Genomic DNA, 21,139 nt, shown 5'->3' with positions numbered 1-21,139 from the left:
GCTTCAGAACCGAAGCGGCGCGCGGGATTTTCACTCCGCCGCGTCGCGAAAGGTCCTTCAGAATTCGTCGGCACAGTCTGGCGCATCAAGCGTCGGCCCGTATGAAACGTTGGACGGCGGGGCCGCCCCTAATCAGTTGCTGCTGGCCAGGCATGGCGCGTGCGCGCTCGCCCTGGATCAAGAACCGCCCCCTCTGGATTAAGGGAGTGGGTAACTGGCCGCGTCGCTGTCAAAACTGTTCCGGAAACAGTGTGGTAACCGGAAACCGTCCGCCGCCGGGGCCTGCCCCGTTCGCCTCGCTGCCGCGCACCGCGCTGGTCGTTGAGGGGAACAGAAAAACGCTGGAATTCCCGAACCTTGGGAGCTCCGGCGCTGCACCGGGAGGCTGAATGCGACACAACCGGAAATCATTGGCCGTCAGCATTCCGTACATACGAGGAATGGGCCATCCGTGCAAGGGAGCGTCGCACGCCGGTCACAGTCCGGGAGTTTTGCGTTTCCGTCATTAAGGACCGATTAACCCTGTGGTTCTATTGCGTTAAAGAGGGCTGCTCGGAGGCACGGATTCGGTGGCGAGCCGCACAAATCAACGGGTTTTGCTGGGATTTGCGCTTCTATGCGCCTCGGCCTTGCCATGCGCCGATTCCTCGCGCCTGAACGCGGCGGAAAGCCCCTCGCGGCCCTCCGTAGCGGCAGCAAATTTTCCTGTCGCCTCAGCCGCGCGCCTGGCCGGTGACGGCAAGCAGACTCGCTTCATTCTCGATCTCGACCAGACCGTGACCTTCCGCGCCACGACGCTCGCCGATCCCTACCGGGTGGTGGTCGATGTTCCCCAGGTCAATTTTCAGCTGGCACCGGGCACAGGAGCCGGGCGAGGGCTGGTCAAGGCCTTCCGGTACGGGCTGGTGATGCCTGGCGGCTCCCGAATCGTGTTCGACCTGACCGGGCCGGCCAAGATCGCCAATTCCTACGTGCTCGATGCGGCCAATGGCCAGCCAGCCCGGCTGGTGCTGGAACTCGAGGAGGTCGACCGCGCCGCCTTCGTGCAAACTCCCCCGCCGGAAAATCGCTCCGAGCTGCGGCCGACGATCGCCGTCGTTCCCCCGGCAACCCTTCCCGCCGCGCCCGAATCAGCGCAGCAGAAGCCGGGTGCACCTTCGGACGGCCGCCCGGTCGTCGTGATCGATCCCGGCCACGGCGGCATCGACAATGGCACCCAGTCGAGTGGTGAGAGCGAGAAGAATCTGGTGCTGGCCTTTGGCCTCGCCTTGCGCGACCGGCTGGAAAAATCAGGCAAATACCGGGTGGTGATGACGCGAGACGACGACACCTTCATTCCGCTGAATGACCGGCCCAAGGTCGCCCGCAATCTGAATGCCGCGCTGTTCGTCTCGATCCACGCCGATGCGCTGCCGAAGGCCGAGGGCGATGCCCAGGGCGCAACCATTTACACGCTGTCGGACAAGGCCTCCGACGCCGAAGCGCAGCGCCTGGCCGATGCCGAAAACCGCGCCGACGCCATCGCCGGCTTCAACCTGGCGGAAGAGCCGACCGACGTTGCCGATATCCTGATCGATCTGACGCAGCGGGAAACCCGTACCTTTTCAAGCCGTTTTGCCCATCTGCTGATGAGCGAAATGAAGACGACCATGCGGATGCACAAGCATCCCCTGAAGTCGGCCGGCTTTCGGGTGCTGAAGGCGCCCGACGTGCCCTCCGTGCTGGTCGAGATCGGGTACGTCTCCAACAAGGGCGATCTCGAGCATCTCGTCTCCGAGGGCTGGCGGTCCAAAGCCGTCGGCTCGATGGCCCAGGCGATCGACACGTTCCTGGCCAAGCGGATGGCGACGGCGGGGGCCAGCAATTAAGAAGAGAATGGCGAGTCAGCTGTTAAGCCCTAGTTTGGCCACAGCGGGCGCCTTATAAAAACGAGGCAGGGGGTTCCGGAATCGACGAGAATCCCGTTCGGCAAGCGTCTTTCGGTCCGGCATCGATGGTATTGGGTAGGCCGGTGAATTCGCGATGTGAGGACGGCGCCCGTTTGGGGCGCCTTGTTTAGGCGGCTTGGGCTGATCCTGGGATTAAACGGATAAACACATAATGCGCTTGCTTGTGCGGTTCATGGGCTTCCTGTTCGCCGCGGGAACGGTGGTGTTCCTTGTCGGTGTCGGTGCCGTGGCAGGCCTGATCTGGCATTTCTCCAAGGACTTGCCCGACTACTCTCAGCTCCAGGATTATGAGCCGCCGGTCATGACCCGCGTGCACGCGGTCGACGGCTCGCTGCTCGGCGAATACGCCAAGGAGCGGCGATTGTACCTGCCGATCCAGGCGGTGCCGAAGCTCGTGATCAACGCGTTCCTCGCCGCCGAAGACAAGAATTTCTACGAGCATGGCGGCATCGACTACACCGGCATGGCGCGCGCCGGCGTGCTCTATCTCCAGAACTTCGGCTCCAACCGCCGTCCGCAGGGTGCCTCCACGATCACCCAGCAGGTCGCCAAGAATTTCCTGCTGACCAACGAGGTCTCGTTCTCGCGCAAGATCAAGGAAGCCTTGCTCGCGATGCGCATCGAGAAGACCTATTCGAAGGACAAGATCCTCGAGCTCTATCTGAATGAAATCTATCTCGGCCTCGGCGCCTACGGCATCGCCGCCGCCTCGCTGGTGTATTTCGACAAGTCGGTGAATGAGCTCACCGTGGCTGAGGCCTCCTACCTCGCGGCGCTGCCGAAGATGCCGGCGACGCTGCATCCGGTGCGCAACCGCGATCGCGCCATCGAGCGCCGCAACTACGTGATCGACCGTCTCCAGGAGAACGGCTGGATCAAGCAGGCTGACGCCGACAAGGCGCGCAAGGAGCCCTTGGTCGTCACCAGCCGTTCCAATGGTGCCCACACCTTCGCCGGCGAATATTTCGCCGAGGAAGTCCGCCGCGACATCTTCGAGCGCTATGGCGAGAAGAAGCTGTACGAGGGCGGCCTCTCGGTTCGAACCACGCTCGATCCGAAGATCCAGGTCATGGCGCGCAAGACCATGGTCGCCGGCCTCGTGAACTATGACGAGCAGCAGGGCTATCGCGGCGCCATCAGCAAGCTCGATATTTCGGGCGATTGGGGCGTGAAGCTCGCTGAGATCAAGTCGCTCTCCGACATCTCGCCATGGCGTATGGCGGTGGTGCTGGAAACCAGCGACCAGTCGGCGCGCATCGGCTTCCAGCCGAACCGCGAGCTTGGCGGTGCCGTCAGCAAGCAGCGCGAGACGGGCCTCATTACGGTCGACGGCGTGCGCTGGGCGAGGCCGACCCAGGGCAACTTCAAGGGCAAGACGCCGACGTCTGTAGCGCAGGTGCTTCAGCCTGGCGATGTGATCTATGCCGATCCGCTCTACAGCAAGGAAGGACAACCGGTCGAAGGCCAGTATCGCCTGCGACAGATTCCCGAAGTCTCGGGCGCCATGGTGGTGATGGATCCCTGGACCGGCCGCGTGCTCGCGATGGTCGGCGGCTTCTCGTTCGACCAGAGCCAGTTCAACCGCGCCACCCAGGCCTACCGGCAGCCCGGCTCGTCGTTCAAGCCGATCGTCTATTCGGCCGCGCTCGACAACGGCTATACGCCGTCGACGGTCGTGCTCGATGCGCCGATCGAAATCGACCAGGGCCAGGGCGCAGGTGTGTGGCGGCCCGAAAACTTCGATGCCGGCAAGTATATGGGGCCGATGACCTTGCGCAATGCGCTGCGGCTGTCGCGCAACACGGTGACGGTGCGGCTTGCCCAGGACATCGGCATGCCCTTGATTGGCGAATATGCCCGACGCTTCGGCGTCTATGACGAGCTGCCCAATTACCTGTCCTACTCGCTGGGCGCCGGTGAAACCACGGCGATGCGCATGGTCACGGCCTATTCGATGCTCGCCAATGGCGGCCGTCGTGTGAAGCCGACGTTGATCGACCGCATCCAGGACCGCTACGGCCACACCATCTTCAAGCATGACCAGCGCGAATGCCGCGGCTGCGATGCGCCCGGCGGCTGGAAGAACCAGCCCGAGCCGCAGCTGATCGACCGTCGCGAGCAGGTGCTCGATGCCATGACCGCCTATCAGATCACCGAGCTGATGGAAGGCGTGGTGCAGGCCGGTACCGCGACAGTCGTCAGGGAGGTCGGCAAGCCGATCGCCGGCAAGACCGGAACCACCAACGAGGCCAAGGACGCCTGGTTCGTCGGCTTCTCGCCCGATGTCGCCGTCGCCATCTACATGGGCTACGACAAGCCGCGTCCGCTCGGCCGAGGCAATGCTGCGACCGGCGGCCATCTCTCGGCGCCGATCGCGCGCGATTTCTTCAAGCTCGCGCTCGCCGACAAGCCGGCGGTCCCGTTCAAGGTTCCGGCCGGCATCAAGCTGGTTCGCGTCGTTGCCAAGACCGGCATGCGCGCCGGTCCCGGCGAGACCGGTGGAACCATCCTGGAGGCCTTCAAGCCGGGCACGGCGCCGCCGGATAACTACTCGGTCATTGGCGTCGCCGATGCCGACGGACGCGGTGGCGTGTCGCCGCCGCAGCAGGCGCCGGATTCCGGCTTCTTCATGCGGCCCGGCACCGGCGGGCTCTACTAGGCCAGCGGATAAGACAGACGATCGCAGCTCCGGCGGTTGCGCTTTGCAGCCGCCGCCGCTACATCCCGGTCTCAATTGTGCGCGGAACCAGTTCCGCGAAACCAGAGAACGACATGCGCCCCGAAATTGAGCGGTTGGTAGAAGAGATCAAGCAGTCAGTCGGGCTGCTGAGGAGGCATCTTTGACGTCGAGAAATCGACGGCGCGCCTCGCTGAGCTGAACAAGCTCGCAGAAGATCCCAACCTCTGGAACGATCCCCAGAAAGCCCAGAAATTGATGCAGGAGCGGACCTCGCTGGAGGACTCGCTCTCGGGCATCGGCAAGGTCGAGCAGGAGCTCGAAGACGATGTCGGCATGATCGAGCTCGGCGAAGCCGAGGGCGATGACGGCGTCGTGGCCGAAGCCGAAGCTGCGCTGAAGAACCTGAAGAAGGAAGTCGCGCGGCGCGAGCTCGAAGCGTTGCTCTCGGGCGAGGCCGACCGCTTCGATTCCTATCTCGAAGTCCATGCCGGGGCCGGTGGCACCGAGAGCCAGGATTGGGCGCAGATGCTGCTGCGCATGTATACGCGCTGGGCCGAGAATCACGGCTTCAAGGTCGAGTATCTCGAAGAGTCCGAAGGCGAAGAGGCCGGCATCAAGTCCGCGACCATCCAGGTCTCCGGCCACAATGCCTATGGCTGGTTGAAGACGGAAGCCGGCGTGCATCGCCTCGTGCGTATCTCACCGTTCGATTCGAACGCGCGGCGCCACACCTCGTTCTCGAGCGTGCAGGTCTTCCCCGTCATCGACGACAGCATCAAGATCGACATCAAGGAATCCGACGTCCGCACCGACACGATGCGGTCGGGCGGCGCCGGCGGCCAGCACGTCAACAAGACCGAGTCCGCGGTGCGCCTGACGCATATCCCGACCGGCGTCGCGGTGGTCTGCCAGGCCGGCCGCTCCCAGCACAAGAACCGGGCCCAGGCCTGGGACATGCTGCGCGCGCGCCTGTATGAGATCGAGCTGAAGAAGCGCGAGGAGAAGGCCGCCGCCGACCAGGCCGCCAAGACCGACATCGGCTGGGGCCACCAGATCCGCTCCTATGTGCTGCAGCCCTACCAGATGGTGAAGGATCTGCGCACCGGCGTGCAGACCTCCGACACGTCGGGCGTGCTCAATGGCGAGCTCGACGAGTTCATGGCCGCGACCCTGGCGCAGCGCGCCTTCGGCACCACTGCAGGCGATGTCGAGGACGTGGATTAGCGATGACCCGCGTGGCCTTCATCGGGCTTGGGCGGATGGGCCATGGCATGGCCGTCCGCTATCTCGACGCCGGCTTCACGGTGACGCTGTGGAATCGCAGCAAGGCCAAAGCGGAAGACCTGATCGCGCGCGGCGCAAAATGGGCGACCTCGCCTGAGGATGCCGCGATCGACGCCGATGCCGTGGTGACCATGGTCGCCGACGACGAAGCCTCGCGCGCGGTCTGGCTCGGCCCCAATGGCGCCGCCAAGGCCGCGAAGGCGGGCACCATCGCCATCGAGTGCTCCACCATTTCCTATGACCACGCGCGCGAGATGGGCCGCGAGCTCAACGCGCGTGGCCTGATCTATATCGATTGCCCCGTGACGGGATTGCCGGATGCGGCAGCGGCCGGAAAGCTGACACTGCTGGTTGGCGCCGACCCGGCCGACCTCGAGCGCGCGCGGCCCTTCCTCGAACCGATCGGCTCGACCATCAGGCATTTCGGTGCGGTCGGCTCCGGCACGGTCTACAAGCTCATCAACAATCTGATGGGCGCGATCCAGATCGCAGGCCTTGCCGAGGGCCTCGCCATCGCCGAGCAGGCCGGGCTCGACATGAAGCTGGTGCTGGAGTCGATCCTATCAGGCGTTGCCGCGAGCCCGCAGGTTCAGCGCCACTCCAGGCGCATGGTCGCCCGCGATTTCAGCGGCGCGACGTTCACGACCGCGCTGCGGCACAAGGATGCCGCCTATGCCGTGAGGCTCGCCGAAAGCCTGCTCGCGGGCAAGCCGCTCGTCGCACGCGCCGCCGTTGATGCTTACGCGCGGGCGAAGGCCGCAATGCCCGACGACGACGAAGGCCGGATGATCGAACTGGTGTCGCGGCCGAAGCAGCCGTCTTGATTGGAATTTGACTTAACTGGAATTCAACATGGGGCAGCCTCGATCGGAACGCGGTCTCGGCATTGCCCTCGTGGCCGCGGCAGCGACGGCCTGGAGCACGGCGCCGTTCTTCACGCGGCTCTTGCCTTTTGATTCCTGGACCATCCTATTCTGGCGCGGGTTGTTCGGCGGCTGCCTCATCACCCTGCTTCTCGTCCTCATGCAGGGGCCGGGCGCGCTGCGGCAATTGGTGGTGCCGGGACGTGGCGGTCTGCTGGTCGCCTCCTTGTCTGCCATCGGCATGATCTCGTTCATTCCCGCGCTTCAGATGACCAATGTCATGAATGTCGCGGTGCTCATCGCGACGCAGCCGTTCGTTGCGGCGGCGCTGGCATGGCTGTGGCTCCGCGAAGCCGCGACACGGCGCACCCTGATCGCGAGCTTCGTCGCATTCGCGGGGGTGGTCGTCACAGTCGGTGGCATCAGAGCCGGCGCCGACATCGGCGGCCTCACGCTGAGCTGCCTCATGGTGTTCGCGATCTCGGCCATGACGGTGGTCGTTCGGCGCCATCGCGAGACGTCGATGGTGGCGGCGGCGGCATTGTCGAATTTCATCGGCAGCCTCGTCAGCCTGCTGCTTGCCCACGACATCGCCCATGTCGGCAGCCATGACCTGGCGATCCTCGCGATGTTCGGCTGCCTCCAGATCGCGCTAGGGCTGACCTTCTACATGCTCGGCTCGCGCCTGCTGCCGTCTGGCCAGGCGTCGCTGGTTGCCACGCTGGAGACGCCGCTGATGGCGTTCTGGATCTGGGTCGCCTTTGGCGAGGTGCCGGCCGTGCATGCGCTGATCGGCGGGGCGCTGGTGATCGGGGCGGTGATTGTGGACATCGTCGGAGAAACCAAGTCGCGCGGGCGTCCCTGAGTCAGGATCGGTTCCGTTTCGCGATGCGGAAATCCTGCTGCTTGCCAGCGGCCCGCCGCCTTGAGACACTCTCCCCAAAACAAGAACGACATAGGGGAGAGACCAATGCCGGGTCGTCGCAGGAAACTCGCTGCCCTCGCTATGCTTGCTGCAGGCGCGCTCGCCGCGACACCGGCGCTGGCGGAGAAGAAATATGATCCCGGCGCCAGCGACACCGAAATCAAGATCGGCAACATCATGCCCTATAGCGGACCGGCGTCGTCCTATGGCGTGATCGGCAGGACCGAGGCGGCGTTCTTCCGGATGATCAACGATCAGGGTGGCATCAACGGTCGCAAGATCAACTTCATCAGCTATGACGACGCCTATTCGCCGCCGAAGGCGATCGAGCAGGCGCGCAAGCTGGTCGAGAGCGACGAGGTGCTGCTGATCTTCCAGGCGCTCGGCACGCCCTCGAACTCTGCGATCATGAAGTACATGAACGCCAAGAAAGTGCCGCAGCTCTTCGTTGCCTCCGGCGGCACCAAGTTTGGCGACCCGAAGAATTTTCCGTGGACGATGGGTTTCCAGCCCAACTACCAGAGCGAGGGGCGGATCTACGCAAAATACATCCTCGACAATTTCCCCGATGGCAAGATTGCGGTGTTCTGGCAGAACGACGACGCTGGCAAGGATCAGTTCAAGGGCTTGAAAGACGGCCTTGGCGACAAGGCTGGCATGATCGTCGCCGACAAATCCTATGAGGTCAGCGATCCCTCGATCGACTCGCAGATTGTCGCGCTGCACGATTCGGGCGCCGACATCTTCTTCTCATGGGCCGCGCCGAAGGGCTCGGCCCAGGCGATCCGTAAAGTCGGTGAGCTCGGCTGGAAGCCCAAATTCTTCCTGGCCAACACCGCGACGTCGATCGCCTCGGTGCTCAAGCCCGCCGGGCTCGAATATGCCAAGGACATCATCTCGACCGCTTATCTGAAAGATCCGACGGATCCGACCTGGGACAAGGATCCGGCGGTGATCGCGTGGCGGGCGTTCATGGACAAGTATTATCCTGATGGCGACAAGGCCAACGCCAACAACCTCTATGGCTACGTGCAGGCCGAGGCGATGGCGCAGGTCCTGAGGCAGTGCGGCGACAATCTCACGCGCGACAACCTCATGAAGCAAGCGGCCAGCCTGAAGAACTTTCACACCGACCTGATGCTGCCGGGCATCATGGTCAACACCTCACCCGATGACTATTTCCCGATCGAGCAGATGCAGCTGATGCGTTTCAACGGACAGGCTTGGGAGCTGTTCGGCGACGTCATCACCGGCGAGGTCGGCCACGAGCACAGCCAGTAATCAGAGGTCGGCGGCGCGAAAAGCCGACGTGCGGGGCTTAACCGGCGCTGAGCCGCACACCGGCGCGCAAAAACTTCTGCGGATCGACGGCTTCGCCGTCGATGCGGGTCTCGTAGTGCAGATGCGGACCGGTTGAACGACCGGTCGAGCCGACGAGGCCGATGACCTGGCCGATCCTCACGATCTCGCCGACCTTGACGTTGATCTCGGAGAGGTGGCCGTAGCGGGTCGACAGACCGTTGCCGTGATCGACCTCGATCATGCGGCCGTAACCACCGGACCAGCCGGCCGAGACCACCTTGCCGTTGGCGGTGACGCGTGCGGGATCGCCGGTCGCGGCGCGGAAGTCGAGACCGGTGTGCATTGCCGGCCGGCCGAGGAAAGGGTCGCTGCGCACGCCGAAGCCGGACGTGAATTCGACCTCGCCGACAACAGGCTTGCGATAGGGCACCTGCGCCAGCGTGCGATTGAGCCGGTCCAATTCGGCGCGGGTGACGTTGATGCGATAGAGCTGCTTCTCGAAGGGGCCGGCGTTCGCCGTGAGCTTCACCGGCACGAACGGACCGCCCATCGGCGCGCGCGGCACCGCGGCCTCGAGGCTGGCGAGGTTCAGGCCGAGGTCGCTGACAACGCCGCGCATCCGCCGCATCCGAGAATCCATGCCTTCCTCGACGGCGTTGAGCGCCGCGACCTGGCGGCGCTCGACCTGATCGAGCGCGTTCGTGAGCCGGACCAGGACATCGTCAAAACCCTGGTTCTTGGCGAATTGATTGACCGGCGGGGCGATCACGGCAGGTGCGCGCGATTCGAGCCGCGCCTCTCGGTCAGGCGGCGCCACGAAGATCACGGTGTCGCTGATCGGCGACGGTTTGGGCGTGCCCTGGGTCGTCTGGTTCGCCTCGCCACGCTGCGGCGCCGCGCGGGGGATCGATCCAGTCACATCGGGCATGGCGCCGAGCGCCGTGGCCCGGGACTCCAGCGCCGTCTGGCGCTTCATGATCTGGTCGAGCTTCTGGTCGAACTGTTCCTGGTCGAGCAGTTGCCGGCTGGTGGCGCGATCGACCTTGGCGCGCAGCTCGGCGATGCGGTCTTCATAGGCGTACTGCATCTCGGCCTGGCGGGCGATCAGCCGTGTCAGCACGTCGTCGCGAAAAGCGAAATAGGTGGCGGTTGCCGCCGACCAGAGCCCGAGCAGAACGACGGTGCCGACCACGATCCAAAACACCACGGGCCCGAGGCGAACCTGCTTGCCGTGATGTTGGATGGTGTAGGCGTCGTCGGTATCGGAGAGGGGAATCGCTGCAGCTACTGCCGGAGCAGGGCGGCGGTGAAAGGACCGTCCGTGGTCGTGAGGATGATGCTGGGGGTACTGCGAATATTGGGCAGAACTTTTCGACATCGGCACTCCCGCGCCGGTCGGAACGGTTCCTTGCGGCTTAACTGCCGCGGCAATCTGGGCCAATCATGGTTAATTTTCCGGAAACGGGAGTGCTCGATTTTAGCGGGCTGGTTAAAGACTTCTTGCCGCAGCCAGCACCTCGTCGGCATGGCCGTCGACCCGCACATTGCGCCAGATCCTGGCCACTTTGCCGTCGCTCCCGATCAGCACCGTGGTGCGAAGAATCCCGAGGAAGGTCTTGCCATACATGGACTTTTCGCCCCAGGCGCCATAGACCTGCAGCATCTCATGGTGTTCGTCCGAGATCAGCGGGATGCCGAGACTGTGCTTGTCGCGGAATTTCTCCTGGGCCTTTAGCGGATCGGCCGAAATGCCCAGCACCGCGGTGCCGGCGGCCGCGAAGTCACCCTTGAGCCGCGTGAAGTCGATCGCCTCGCGGGTGCAGCCCGGCGTGTCGGCGCGGGGGTAGAAGAACAGGACAAGCTTCTGGTCGGCGTAATCCGACAGTGTGACGACGTTGCCACCGTCGCGACGGAGGCGGAACGCCGGGGCCTTCTGGCCCTCGGCCAAAGCGGATTTGGCGCCGGGAGCCGTAGCCGCGGGCTTGGAGGCCTTTTCAGAAGATTTTAACAGTTTCGATGGGGCCTTATGCGATGCTGGCTTTGCGCCCGTCCTGGTTGATGTGCCGGCCGATACCGGCTGTGTCTTTGCGCTGCGCGTTTGAGTCGTTGCCCGCGTTTTCACGGGCTTCTTTTTAGCGGTCAAACTGCCGGAGGGCGTTTTGGACGATTTCTTTCGGGATTTCTTGGACATGCGCCTTCCTTTCGTCGCTTTCGGCGGGTCAACCAAAGCGGTATTGCAGCTCTCGTCCGGTGTGCCGGATTCGCGCCCTCGGCTGGGCAATTTTGGCGGCGCCGGAGTATGGTTACAAGGAATTCCACGCACCACCCCACTGCTCGTTGAACGCGCTCCCGGGGCGAAATGACGAACAGCAGGAACATCAGAGGTATGGCGGCAATGCCGGGGCGGGGAGTGTCTATACCCGTCGATGGCTGCGGTCCCGGCGGCGCTCAATCCTACGACGGGCGCCTGTATCGAGAGGCAATGGCAAGGAATACGTCGCCCCAGGATCACACCCAGGATCACAATCGGGACTTCGATCGACACGCCGGCCATCACGAGCAGCCGGATTGGGACGAGGCCGACTGGGATCAGGACCAGGAGGAGGAGGCGGGCCACCGCGCACGCCGCCTGTTGTCCCGTTCCAACTCGCGCTTTCGCATCGGTGGGGATTTCTCGGCGTTCCGGAGGGTGCTGCCGAGCAGCCGCTGGCTTCGCCGGATGTCCGTCGTCCTCGGCTCCTTGATCGTCATCTTCGTCGGCTGCTTTGGCGCGCTGTGGTGGCGGCTTGGCGCCGGCCCCATCAATCTCGACATGGCGACGCCCTGGCTCGCCGCCGCAATCGAGGACAATATCGGCCACGGCAACACCGTGGAGGTCGGCGGCACCCAGATCGAACGGACCGGGCGCGTCGGGATCGCCGTGCGCATCCGCGACATCATCGTTCGTGATCATGACCATGCCATCGTCGCCAGCGCGCCGAAGGCCGAAGTGAGGCTGTCGGGAACAGCTCTTCTCACCGGTCGCCTGCGCGCCGAAAGCCTCAACCTGGTCGATGCCGAACTCGCGATCCGGATCGCGCCCGACGGCACCGTCACGGTCTCCGCCGGCGACACCGCCAAGCCGCTCGCGACCGGCGTCGCGTCCAAGAAGGAAGCGGGGCTGCCGCCGACCTTCCCCCGCAACGGCGTGCCGCCGCCGCCTTTCGGGATGGCGCCTGCAACGCCGGACGCATCCCAGGCCGCGCCCCAACCCGCCGCGCAAAGCGGCATTCTTCAGGGGCTCGACTGGCTCGACAGCCTGAGCATGACCGGCCTCGACGGCCAGAACCTCAACGAGATCGGTCTCAAGAACGGCAATCTGATCGTCGACGACCAGCAGCGCGGCGGCAAATGGACGTTTGAGAACATCACGCTCAGCCTGCGCCGGCCGAGCCAGGGCGGTGTGGCGCTCAGCCTCGGCGAAGAGGGCGCGCATCCGTGGTCGCTGCGCGCCACGATCGGACCCAGCGAGAATGGGGTGCGTTCGGTCGATATCCGCGCCGACAAGGTCTCGACCTCGAACATCCTGCTCGCGCTGCGCGTCAAGGACCTGACCTATACGGCCGACCTGCCGCTGACCGGCGAGCTGAAAGGCGAGCTCGGCCGCGACGGCGTGCCGACATTCTTCCGCGGCAAGGTCAGCATCGGCGCCGGCAACATCATCGACACCGACACGCCCGATTATCCGATGGCGATCGACCAGGCCGAGATCAACATCGAATGGGATGCCAATCGACGGGTGCTGGTCGCGCCGTTCAAGATCCTTTCGGGCGCGAACCGTCTGACGCTGCTGGCCCATCTCGAGCCGCCCAACGGCACCGTGAACGACTGGCAGCTCGGCTTCAGCGGCGGCTCGATCCTGCTCGGCGGGATCGACAACGAACCGCCGCTCGTCTTCAACCGCATCGCGATCGGCTTCCGCTTCGATACCGATCACAAGCGCATGCTGCTGACGCAGGCCGATATCAGCAACGGCGAGATCGGTGTCGCCGGCACTGGTGCGATCGACTATTCCGGCGAGCCGCGCCTGACGCTCGGCTTTGCGGGAACGCCGATGTCGGCCTCCGCCTTGAAGCGGATGTGGCCGACGCTGGTGGTGCCCGAATTGCGCCAATGGGTGATCGAGCGGATCGAGCGCGGCACGCTCCAGCGCATCGAGGTCGGCGTCAACTCGCCGACACGTAACCTTCCGCGCAAGGGACCGCCGATTCCCGACGACGGCCTCTCGGTCAACATCGTGGCCAGCGGCGTTGCGGTCCGGCCCGTCGACGGCATGCCTGTCGTGCACGACGCCGACCTCAAGGCGCACGTGACCGGACGCACGGCCACGGTGAATATCGCCCAGGGCATTGCCGACACGCCCGCGGGCCGCAAGATCACGATCTCCGATTTCACCTTCGAGGTGCCTGACATGGCGCCAAAGCCGTCGCCCTCGCGGACGCGCTTCCGCGTCGAAGGTCCGGTGCCGGCGGCGGCCGAAATGCTGTCCAATGACCGGCTGAGCGATCTGTCGTCGACCGTCGTCGACCCCAACACCAGCAAGGGCACGTTCACGGCGAATATCCAGCTCGGCCTGCCGGTCAAGGGCGAGCTGACCAAGGCGGACACCACCTACGCCGTCACCGCCGATCTCAACGGCTTCAGCGCCGAAAAGCTGGTGATGAACCAGAAGCTCGAGGCCAACAATCTCAGGATCGTCGCCAACAACGGGGGGTACCAGGTCAAGGGCGACGTCAAGATCAACGGGCAGGCGGCCGCGCTCGATTATCGCAAGGCGACCGATGGCGATGCCGACGTCAAGCTGCAGACGACGCTGGATGATGCCAGCCGCGCACGCCTCGGCTTCGACCTCAGTCCTGCCGTCAGCGGCTCGGTGCCGGTCAAGGTTTCGGGCAAGATTGCCGGCAGTCCCGACGCAACGACCAAGCTCGGCATCGAGGCCGACCTCACCTCGGTCAAGCTCGACAACATCCTCCCAGGCTGGGTCAAGCTGCCGGGTAAGGCGAGCAAGGCCACGTTCAAGCTGGTGCCGACGGCGCAATCGACGCGGCTCGAGGACATCGTCATCGAGGGCGGCGGCGCCTCGATCAAGGGCTCGCTCGAAGTCGACTCCAACGGCGACCTCATGAATGCGAACTTCCCGGTCTACTCGCCATCCGACGGCGACAAGACGTCGCTCAAGGTGGAGCGCGGTCAGGACGGCGTGGTCAGGGGCACCATGCGCGGCGACGTGTTCGACGGCCGCGGCTTCCTGAAGTCGGCGATCTCGGGCACTTCCAAGGACGACAAGAGCAAGCTGAAGAACATCGACTTCGACATCGATGTGAAGCTTGGCACGGTCGCCGGGTTCAACGGCGAGACGATGCGCAGCGTCGACGCCAAGATGTCGAGGCGCGCCGGCGCGATCAAGGCGTTCACGCTGAGCGGCAGGATCGGCCAAAACACCCCTGTCGCAGCGGATCTGCGCGGCGGGCGCGCGCAAGGCAGCCGCGAGGTGATCTATCTGCAGACCAACGATGCGGGATCGCTGCTGAAGTTCACCGACACCTACACCAAGGCAGTCGGCGGCCAGATGGTGGTAGCGATGGAGCCGCCGACATCGGAGCCCAATACCTCACGCGAGGGCCTTATCAATGTGCGCGACTTCACGGTGAAGGGCGAGGCGCAGCTCGAGCGGGTTGCGGCTGGTTCGCCCAACGGGACCGGGAACGGCGTTTCCTTCAGTGCATTGCGCGCCGAGTTCACGCGGCAGAACGGCGCGCTCACGGTTCGTGACGGCGTCGTCAAGGGGCCGATGATCGGCGCTACGATCGAAGGCTCGATCGACTATCCCGGCAACCAGGTTTGCATGAGCGGGACCTTCGTGCCGATGTACGGGTTAAACAACATGTTCGGACAGATTCCGGTACTCGGGTTGTTCCTGGGTGGTGGCAACAACGAGGGACTGATCGGCGTGACCTACGAGGTGATCGGCACCCCGGCTGCGCCCGTGATGCGTGTCAATCCGATCTCGGCAATATTTCCCGGCGTGACTCGGAAGATCATGGAGTTCAATACCGGTAAGCAGAACTCGCCGTTCGACGATCAGCTGCCGTCGGCGCAGGCGGGCGACAGCCCGACGGGATCATCGCGGCCACTGTCGAGCGGTTGCAGCCTCGCGCGGCGTTAGAGCATGATCCGGAAAGTGCGAAGCGGTTTTCCGAAAAAGATCATGCTCGAAAATGACCTAAAGCGCGATGACGATTCATCCTAATCTCATCGCGCTTTCGCGCGAAACCTGACTGCCGCAGCCTTGGCGCGATCAGCAATGAGCCGCTTCGTTCACCGCATCATCATGTTCGCGCTGCTCATGGCAGTGCTGGTCCTGATCTGGAACGTGCTGGGCCCGCGATAAAAAAGCGGCGCCACGATTGTCGTGGGCGCCGCCTCTTTTCATTGATCGAGGGCGCCTTAGCGTCGCGCGAAGGCGCCGCCGGTCGCCTCGCTCTCCTTGCCCAAGAGCGCATCGACGCTGACCACGCCGCCACCGGCGGCCGCGAGGTAGAGGCAAGCGAAGCAGAACAGAATCGCCGCGGTACCGCCGTTGAGCAGCGGCAGGAACACCGGCGGGCCTTCCTTCGAGATGTGGAAGACGTGACCGAGGAAATAGGCGAAGGCCATTTCACCGGAGAGGATGAAGGCCGAGAGGCGGGTGAACAGTCCGATCATCAGGGCTGCGCCAAGCACGAGCTCAATCAGGCCGGCCGTCCAGATCAGCGGCGGCGGATTGGCGAACATGGCCACCTGCGGGATGTGGAAGAGCTTGGTCATGCCATACTGGAACAACAGCAGTCCGGTGATGAAGCGAAACAGGCTCAAGAGAACCGGTTGATAGCGAGAGAGATAAGGAAAGTTCATTGGTTTGTGCCCTCCATCCAATGCTGCGACTAGGACCGCATGCGGCTCCGCCTCGCAAGCTGCGCCAGGTCAATTCACGCTGACATTTTCGTCATGTCGGACAAAACACCGCAGACTGTGGTTTCAGCCGCACGCTGTCTGCATTTTCTAAGCGTCTACGCGCAGTGCCGCCCGTAGTTCCCCGGTGGCACGAATGAGTGCAGGTTACCGTCGGGAAACCTAGCGCCGCAAGGCCGGCACAATCAGAAATGGAATCATCCCCAGCACGACGCTCGCAAGTGCGAAGGCGAGCAGCGCGTTGTAGCCATGGGTGGCGTCGTGGATCAGGCCGCCGCTCCAGGAGCCGAAGGCCGACCCGAGCCCGCTGCCGATCGAGATGGTGCCGTAGATGGTGCCGACCCGCTTGCCCTGGAAGATCCGCATCGCAGTCGCGCTGATCAGTGGGCCGCGCGAGCCCATCATGCTGCCGAAGCAGACGACGAAGCCGGTGAGCAGGAAGATGTTCGGCGAATACTGCAACAGCCAGAGCAGGATGATGCCGAGGATCGAGATCGCATAGCTCAGCAGCACGGACGGTCGCCGCCCGATCAGGCCGTCAAGCGCGGAGACACCCAGCATGCCGAACACCAGCACGACGCCGGAGAAGCCCCAGGCGGTCGCGGCCTGCAGCGGCGGGAAGCCGGCGTCGATCAGATAGGCCACGATCTGGGCTGCGATCGCGTACATGCCGACGGCGGTGAAGAAGAAGGTCGAGAATAGTGCCCAGAACGCGTGGTGGCGCATCGCGCCGAGGAGTGTCCAGCCGTTGTCGACGAAATCGGGATCGGTCCTCTTCACGACGTGCGGCGAACCCGCGGCGAACAGCCGCCATGGCAGCAGCAGCAGCGGCACCAGCAGCCCCAATGCAGCAAAGCCGAACAGCTGGTAGGTGTCGCGCCAGCCGACGTGATCGATCAGGAGTTGCGAAGCCGGCAACAGCGCCAGCACGCCGCCGCCCATCGCCGAATACACCACGGACATCGCGGTCGGCAGCCGTGGTCCAAACCAGCGGCCGAGCAGGATCGAGTTCGGCACGATGCCGATGAAGGCAACACCAATGCCGACGCAGAGGCCGATCGAGAGCTGGAATTGCCAGAGATGCTGGGCATGCGCCGCGATCAGGAACGCCGCGCCGAGCAGCAGAAGTCCGAGCGCATAGACGATGCGTGGTCCCGAATGATCGAACAGCCGTCCAACGAAGGGGGCGGTGAGGCCGCTGGCGAGCCAGGTGAGGGAATAGACCGAAACGATCTGCGCGCGATCCCAGCCAAAACTCTCCGAGATCGGCTTGAGGAACACCGTAAAACTGTCGCCGAGCCCGCGCCCGAGGACGGCCAGCGTGAAGCAGAGCGCCAGCACGGTGAGTGCGATGCGCACGGCGCCTTCCGGCGCCGCCGCGACGCCACCCTTGCTCGCCTCCGCCGACGTTTCCTTGGGCGCCTTCTGATCCATTGCCATCAGGGAGCGCGCATCCGCGCGCCCTGACAAGCATCAAAAGCTCATACGCCTATGCAGGCCTGAGGAGGACGTGCTTCTTCTTGCCGAAGGACAGCTTGATCACGCCTTCAGGCGTCAGATGGCCTGCCGACAGCGTCATTTTCTCGTCGGTGACTGCGACGTCGTTGACGCGCAGGCCACCCCCCTTGATCTGGCGCCGCGCTTCGCCATTGGAAGCAACGAGCCCTGCCTTGACGAAGGCGTTGAGCACACCGAGGCCGGACTCCAGCTCACCACGCGGAATTTCCACCGTCGGCAGGCTTTCGGCGAGTGCGCCTTCCTCGAAGGTGCGGCGCGCGGTTTCGGCCGCTTCATTGGCGGCATCGCGGCCGTGCAGCAGCGCGGTCGCTTCGGTCGCGAGCACCTTCTTGGCCTCATTGATCTCGGAGCCGCCGAGCGCCTCGAGCTTCTTGATCTCGGCCATCGGCAGTGTCGTGAACAGCTTGAGGAATTTGCCGACGTCGGCATCCTCTGTGTTGCGCCAGTACTGCCAGAAGTCATAGGGCGAGAACTGGTCGGCGTTGAGCCACACCGCGCCTTGCGCGGTCTTGCCCATCTTGGCGCCCGACGCGGTGGTCAGCAGCGGAGTCGTCAACGCGAACAGCTGATGCGTGCCCATGCGGCGGCCGAGATCGACGCCCATGATGATGTTGCCCCACTGATCCGAGCCGCCCATCTGCAATTTGCATCCCGTCCGCTTGGCGAGCTCGACGAAGTCATAGGCCTGGCAGACCATGTAGTTGAACTCGATGAAGCTCATCTCCTGCTCGCGCTCGAGGCGCAGGCGCACGGAGTCCATGGTCAGCATGCGGTTGACCGAGAAATGCCGGCCGACGTCGCGCAGCATCTCGATCCAGTTGAGCCTGGTCAGCCACTCTGCATTGTCGAGCATGATGGCGTCGCTCTTGCCATCGCCGTATTTCAGCACCTTTGCGAATACGCCGCGGATCGATTCCTTGTTGGCCTCGATCTCGGCAATGGTGCGGATCGCGCGGGTTTCGTCCTTGCCGGAGGGATCGCCGACCATGGTGGTGCCGCCGCCCATCAGCGTGATCGGCTTGTTGCCGGACTGCTGCAGCCAGTGCAGCATCATCATGGTCAGGTAGTTGCCGATGTGCAGCGAGGGGGCGGTGCAATCGTAGCCGACATAGGCGGTCGCCTCGCCCTTGGCGGCGAGGGCGTCCAGCCCCTCGAAATCGGAGCATTGGTGGATGAATCCACGTTCCTGCAGGGTATTGAGGAAATCCGATTTAAATGCAGTCATCTGTCGGCATGCCCAACAATTCTTGGTTTACTGTTTTGGGAGCAATTTAAGGGTCTACCTGGGAACTCGATTGCTGCCCGCCACTTGGCGCTGTGGCATTATAAGATGTGCCCCTCTGGCACAAGATCGGCATGCCGGAGGGGATGTTTGAGGACGCTGATCCCATGATGCTGACGGCACTCGGTTTGATGAGCGGCACCTCGCTGGATGGGGTGGACGTCGCGCTGATCGAAACCGATGGAAGGCAGGTGAAGGCGTTCGGGCCCTCCGGCTACCGGCCCTACAATCCGGCAGAGCGTAATTTGCTGCGCCAGGCGCTGAGCGAGGCGGTGAACCTGTCGCAACGCGATGCCCGGCCGGGTATTCTGGCCCAGGCCGAGCGGGTGGTGACGCGCGCCCATGCCGAGGCGGTCGCCGCCTTCGTCGCGCAGAACCGGATGAGGCCTGAGGACATCGACATCGTCGGCTTCCACGGCCAGACCGTGCTGCACCGGCCCGAGAAGCGGCTGACGGTGCAGATCGGTGACGCGCCGGCGCTGGCCAAGGCCATCCATATCCCCGTCATGCACGACTTCCGTGCCGCCGACGTCGAGGCTGGCGGGCAGGGGGCGCCGCTCGTGCCGGTCTATCACCGGGCGCTGACGCAATCGCTGGCGCGCGAGGGGCCGATCGTCGTGGTCAATATCGGCGGTGTCTCCAACATCACCTATATCGACGGCAACGACACGCTGATCGCCTGCGACACCGGGCCCGGCAACGCGCTGCTCGACGATTTCATGTACCGCATCATGAACCAGCCGTTCGATGCGGAGGGCAAGTTCGCGGCGCTCGGCAAGGCGGATGAAGCCTGGATCGCGCGCGCGCTGGAGCTGCCGTTCTTCACGCTGCCGCCGCCGAAATCGCTCGACCGCAACGATTTCGTGGCGTTGAAGCTTGGCGATGTGCTGCCTGCCGATGGTGCTGCGACGCTCACTGCCTTCACCGCCGCGGCGATCGCGCGGATCGTGCCGCTGCTGCCCAAGCCGCCGAAAAGCTGGATCGTTGCCGGTGGCGGTGCCCGCAACCTCACCATGCTCCGGATGCTGCGCGAGCGGCTGGCGCCCGCCACCGTCGAGGCCGCCGAGACGCTCGGCTGGGCGTCTGATGCCATCGAAGCCCAGGCCTTCGGCTTCCTTGCCGCACGCGGCCTGAAGGGTCTGCCGCTGTCCTATCCGGCCACCACGGGCGTGCCGATGCCTATGACCGGCGGGGTGATCGCGCGGCCGTGAGATCACGGTGATTGATGCAATAGCATCGATCTTGACGGATAAATGCAAGTGCATTTATATTGGATGCAGTTGCATCGAACCGTCGGGATCGCACCATGTCCGCCTCACTCAAGCTGATCAGCCACAAGCTTTGTCCCTACGTGCAGCGCGCGGTGATCGCGCTGAAAGAGAAGGGCGTGCCGTTCGAGCGGATCGACATCGATCTCGCCAACAAGCCCGAATGGTTCTTGAAGATATCGCCGCTCGGCAAGGTGCCGGTGCTGGTGGTGACGACGGACAAGGGCGAGGTCGCGCTGTTCGAGAGCAACGTGATCTGCGAATACATCGAGGAGACGCAAGGTGGCGCGAAGCTGCATCCGGCCGATCCGCTGAAACGCGCCGAGCACCGCGCCTGGATGGAGTTCGGCTCGGCGATCCTTGGCGACCTCTGGGGGCTGGAGACCACGACGGATCCCGCGACATTCGAGAGCAAGCGCCAGGCACTCGCCGCGAAATTCGCGCGTGTGGAAGCCGCGCTTGGCACAGGACCGTTCTTTGCCGGCGAAGCGTTTAGTCTGGTCGATGCGGTGTTCGCGCCGGTCTTCCGCTATTTCGATTTGTTCGACGAACTGACCGAGCACGGTATCTTCAACGATGTGCCGAAGGTGCGGGCGTGGCGAGCGGAGCTTGCAAAACGTCCAAGCGTAGGTGGTGCCGTCGGCGCGGACTATCCGCAATTGCTGCGGGCCTTCCTCGTTCGGCACGATGCCCATCTGCTCAAGCTCGCGGCCTGAGCACATGTCGCAATCTCTGGCCTGGCTGATGCTGGTGATCGCCGGCGCGCTCGATGTCGGCTGGGCGATCTCGATGAAGTACGCGGAAGGCTACACGCGCCTGGGCTGGAGCCTTGCTTCGCTCGTGCTGCTTGCGGCTTTTGTCTTTCTGCTCGGACGTGCCTTGAAGGTGCTCGAGGTCGGCGTCGCCTATTCGGTGTGGACCGGCATCGGCGCCGCCGGCACGTTCCTGATGGGCGTGGTGCTGTTCGGCGAGGCGCTCAGCGCGATGAAGCTTGTCGGTATCGTGCTGGTCCTGACGGGGATTGCCGCGCTCAAGCTCGCTTGAGCGGTGTCCCTGGCCCGGATTTCGCGCAGCG

15 protein-coding genes are annotated in these 21,139 nt (G+C 64.1%); 10 read left to right on the top strand and 5 right to left on the bottom strand.

Going from position 1 to position 21,139, the window contains the following annotated elements; translation table 11 throughout:
• Nucleotides 1–569 precede the first annotated feature (569 nt).
• The 6 genes from ACNJX9_RS22875 (at nucleotide 570) to ACNJX9_RS22850 (ending at nucleotide 8,982) form a co-directional block, all read left to right on the top strand.
• Nucleotides 570–1,868 carry an N-acetylmuramoyl-L-alanine amidase gene (locus tag ACNJX9_RS22875; RefSeq protein ID WP_057744928.1) on the top strand — a complete coding sequence of 433 codons (1,299 nt, stop codon included), beginning with the start codon at nucleotides 570–572 and terminating at the stop codon, nucleotides 1,866–1,868.
• A 232-nt stretch (nucleotides 1,869–2,100) separates the two neighbouring features.
• Nucleotides 2,101–4,608 carry a penicillin-binding protein 1A gene (locus ACNJX9_RS22870; RefSeq protein ID WP_057744931.1) on the top strand — a complete coding sequence of 836 codons (2,508 nt, stop codon included), beginning with the start codon at nucleotides 2,101–2,103 and terminating at the stop codon, nucleotides 4,606–4,608.
• A gap of 113 nt (nucleotides 4,609–4,721) precedes the next feature.
• Nucleotides 4,722–5,853 (top strand): peptide chain release factor 2 gene (gene prfB / locus ACNJX9_RS22865; RefSeq protein ID WP_439404275.1). Its coding sequence is split into 2 segments (ribosomal slippage): nucleotides 4,722–4,790 and nucleotides 4,792–5,853, totalling 1,131 coding nucleotides; the frame shifts between segments, so codons are not numbered across the junction.
• 2 nt (nucleotides 5,854–5,855) lie between these two features.
• A complete protein-coding gene (locus ACNJX9_RS22860; RefSeq protein WP_057744937.1) occupies nucleotides 5,856–6,737 on the top strand; it encodes an NAD(P)-dependent oxidoreductase in 882 nt (293 codons plus the stop codon).
• A gap of 28 nt (nucleotides 6,738–6,765) precedes the next feature.
• Nucleotides 6,766–7,641 carry a DMT family transporter gene (locus ACNJX9_RS22855; protein WP_439404272.1) on the top strand — a complete coding sequence of 292 codons (876 nt, stop codon included), beginning with the start codon at nucleotides 6,766–6,768 and terminating at the stop codon, nucleotides 7,639–7,641.
• 105 nt (nucleotides 7,642–7,746) lie between these two features.
• Complete coding sequence (locus tag ACNJX9_RS22850) at nucleotides 7,747–8,982, top strand: ABC transporter substrate-binding protein (RefSeq protein ID WP_439404270.1); 1,236 nt, start codon at nucleotides 7,747–7,749, stop codon at nucleotides 8,980–8,982.
• Nucleotides 8,983–9,019: 37 nt separating this feature from the next.
• Here the strand turns inward: ACNJX9_RS22850 and ACNJX9_RS22845 are convergent, their stop codons facing one another.
• Nucleotides 9,020–10,381 (bottom strand): peptidoglycan DD-metalloendopeptidase family protein, encoded by a 1,362-nt coding sequence (locus ACNJX9_RS22845; RefSeq protein ID WP_439404269.1) that lies wholly within the window; start codon nucleotides 10,379–10,381, stop codon nucleotides 9,020–9,022.
• A gap of 111 nt (nucleotides 10,382–10,492) precedes the next feature.
• Nucleotides 10,493–11,194 carry a redoxin domain-containing protein gene (locus ACNJX9_RS22840; protein ID WP_439410110.1) on the bottom strand — a complete coding sequence of 234 codons (702 nt, stop codon included), beginning with the start codon at nucleotides 11,192–11,194 and terminating at the stop codon, nucleotides 10,493–10,495.
• A 204-nt stretch (nucleotides 11,195–11,398) separates the two neighbouring features.
• Between ACNJX9_RS22840 and ACNJX9_RS22835 the strand changes: the two genes are divergently transcribed.
• Entirely contained in the window at nucleotides 11,399–15,211 is a 3,813-nt protein-coding gene (locus ACNJX9_RS22835) for a YhdP family protein (protein WP_439410109.1), read from the top strand.
• A 281-nt stretch (nucleotides 15,212–15,492) separates the two neighbouring features.
• Here ACNJX9_RS22835 and ACNJX9_RS22830 read toward each other — a convergent pair whose 3' ends face one another.
• From ACNJX9_RS22830 to tyrS, 3 genes are all read right to left on the bottom strand, one after another.
• On the bottom strand, nucleotides 15,493–15,939 hold the full coding sequence (locus ACNJX9_RS22830; protein ID WP_057744948.1) for a DoxX family protein: 447 nt from the start codon (nucleotides 15,937–15,939) through the stop codon (nucleotides 15,493–15,495).
• A 219-nt stretch (nucleotides 15,940–16,158) separates the two neighbouring features.
• Nucleotides 16,159–17,430: an MFS transporter gene (locus ACNJX9_RS22825; protein ID WP_439410108.1), complete on the bottom strand. Its 1,272-nt coding sequence runs from the start codon at nucleotides 17,428–17,430 to the stop codon at nucleotides 16,159–16,161.
• Nucleotides 17,431–17,485: 55 nt separating this feature from the next.
• On the bottom strand, nucleotides 17,486–18,739 hold the full coding sequence (gene tyrS / locus ACNJX9_RS22820; protein ID WP_439404266.1) for a tyrosine--tRNA ligase: 1,254 nt from the start codon (nucleotides 18,737–18,739) through the stop codon (nucleotides 17,486–17,488).
• A 164-nt stretch (nucleotides 18,740–18,903) separates the two neighbouring features.
• On the opposite strand from tyrS, the gene ACNJX9_RS22815 reads away from it, so the two are divergent.
• The 3 genes from ACNJX9_RS22815 (at nucleotide 18,904) to ACNJX9_RS22805 (ending at nucleotide 21,108) form a co-directional block, all read left to right on the top strand.
• Nucleotides 18,904–20,007: an anhydro-N-acetylmuramic acid kinase gene (locus tag ACNJX9_RS22815; RefSeq protein WP_439410107.1), complete on the top strand. Its 1,104-nt coding sequence runs from the start codon at nucleotides 18,904–18,906 to the stop codon at nucleotides 20,005–20,007.
• 95 nt (nucleotides 20,008–20,102) lie between these two features.
• The gene (locus ACNJX9_RS22810; RefSeq protein ID WP_271618676.1) at nucleotides 20,103–20,780 is read left to right on the top strand and encodes a glutathione S-transferase family protein; all 678 of its coding nucleotides are present in this window, start codon (nucleotides 20,103–20,105) and stop codon (nucleotides 20,778–20,780) included.
• 4 nt (nucleotides 20,781–20,784) lie between these two features.
• Nucleotides 20,785–21,108: a DMT family transporter gene (locus ACNJX9_RS22805; protein WP_439404264.1), complete on the top strand. Its 324-nt coding sequence runs from the start codon at nucleotides 20,785–20,787 to the stop codon at nucleotides 21,106–21,108.
• Nucleotides 21,109–21,139 lie beyond the last annotated feature (31 nt).

The organism is Bradyrhizobium sp. BLXBL-03, assembly GCF_051853015.1.
GTDB lineage: Bacteria > Pseudomonadota > Alphaproteobacteria > Rhizobiales > Xanthobacteraceae > Bradyrhizobium > Bradyrhizobium manausense.
The sequence above is the reverse complement of the archived record's forward strand: the minus strand, read 5'-3'. Positions and strand labels throughout refer to the sequence as shown.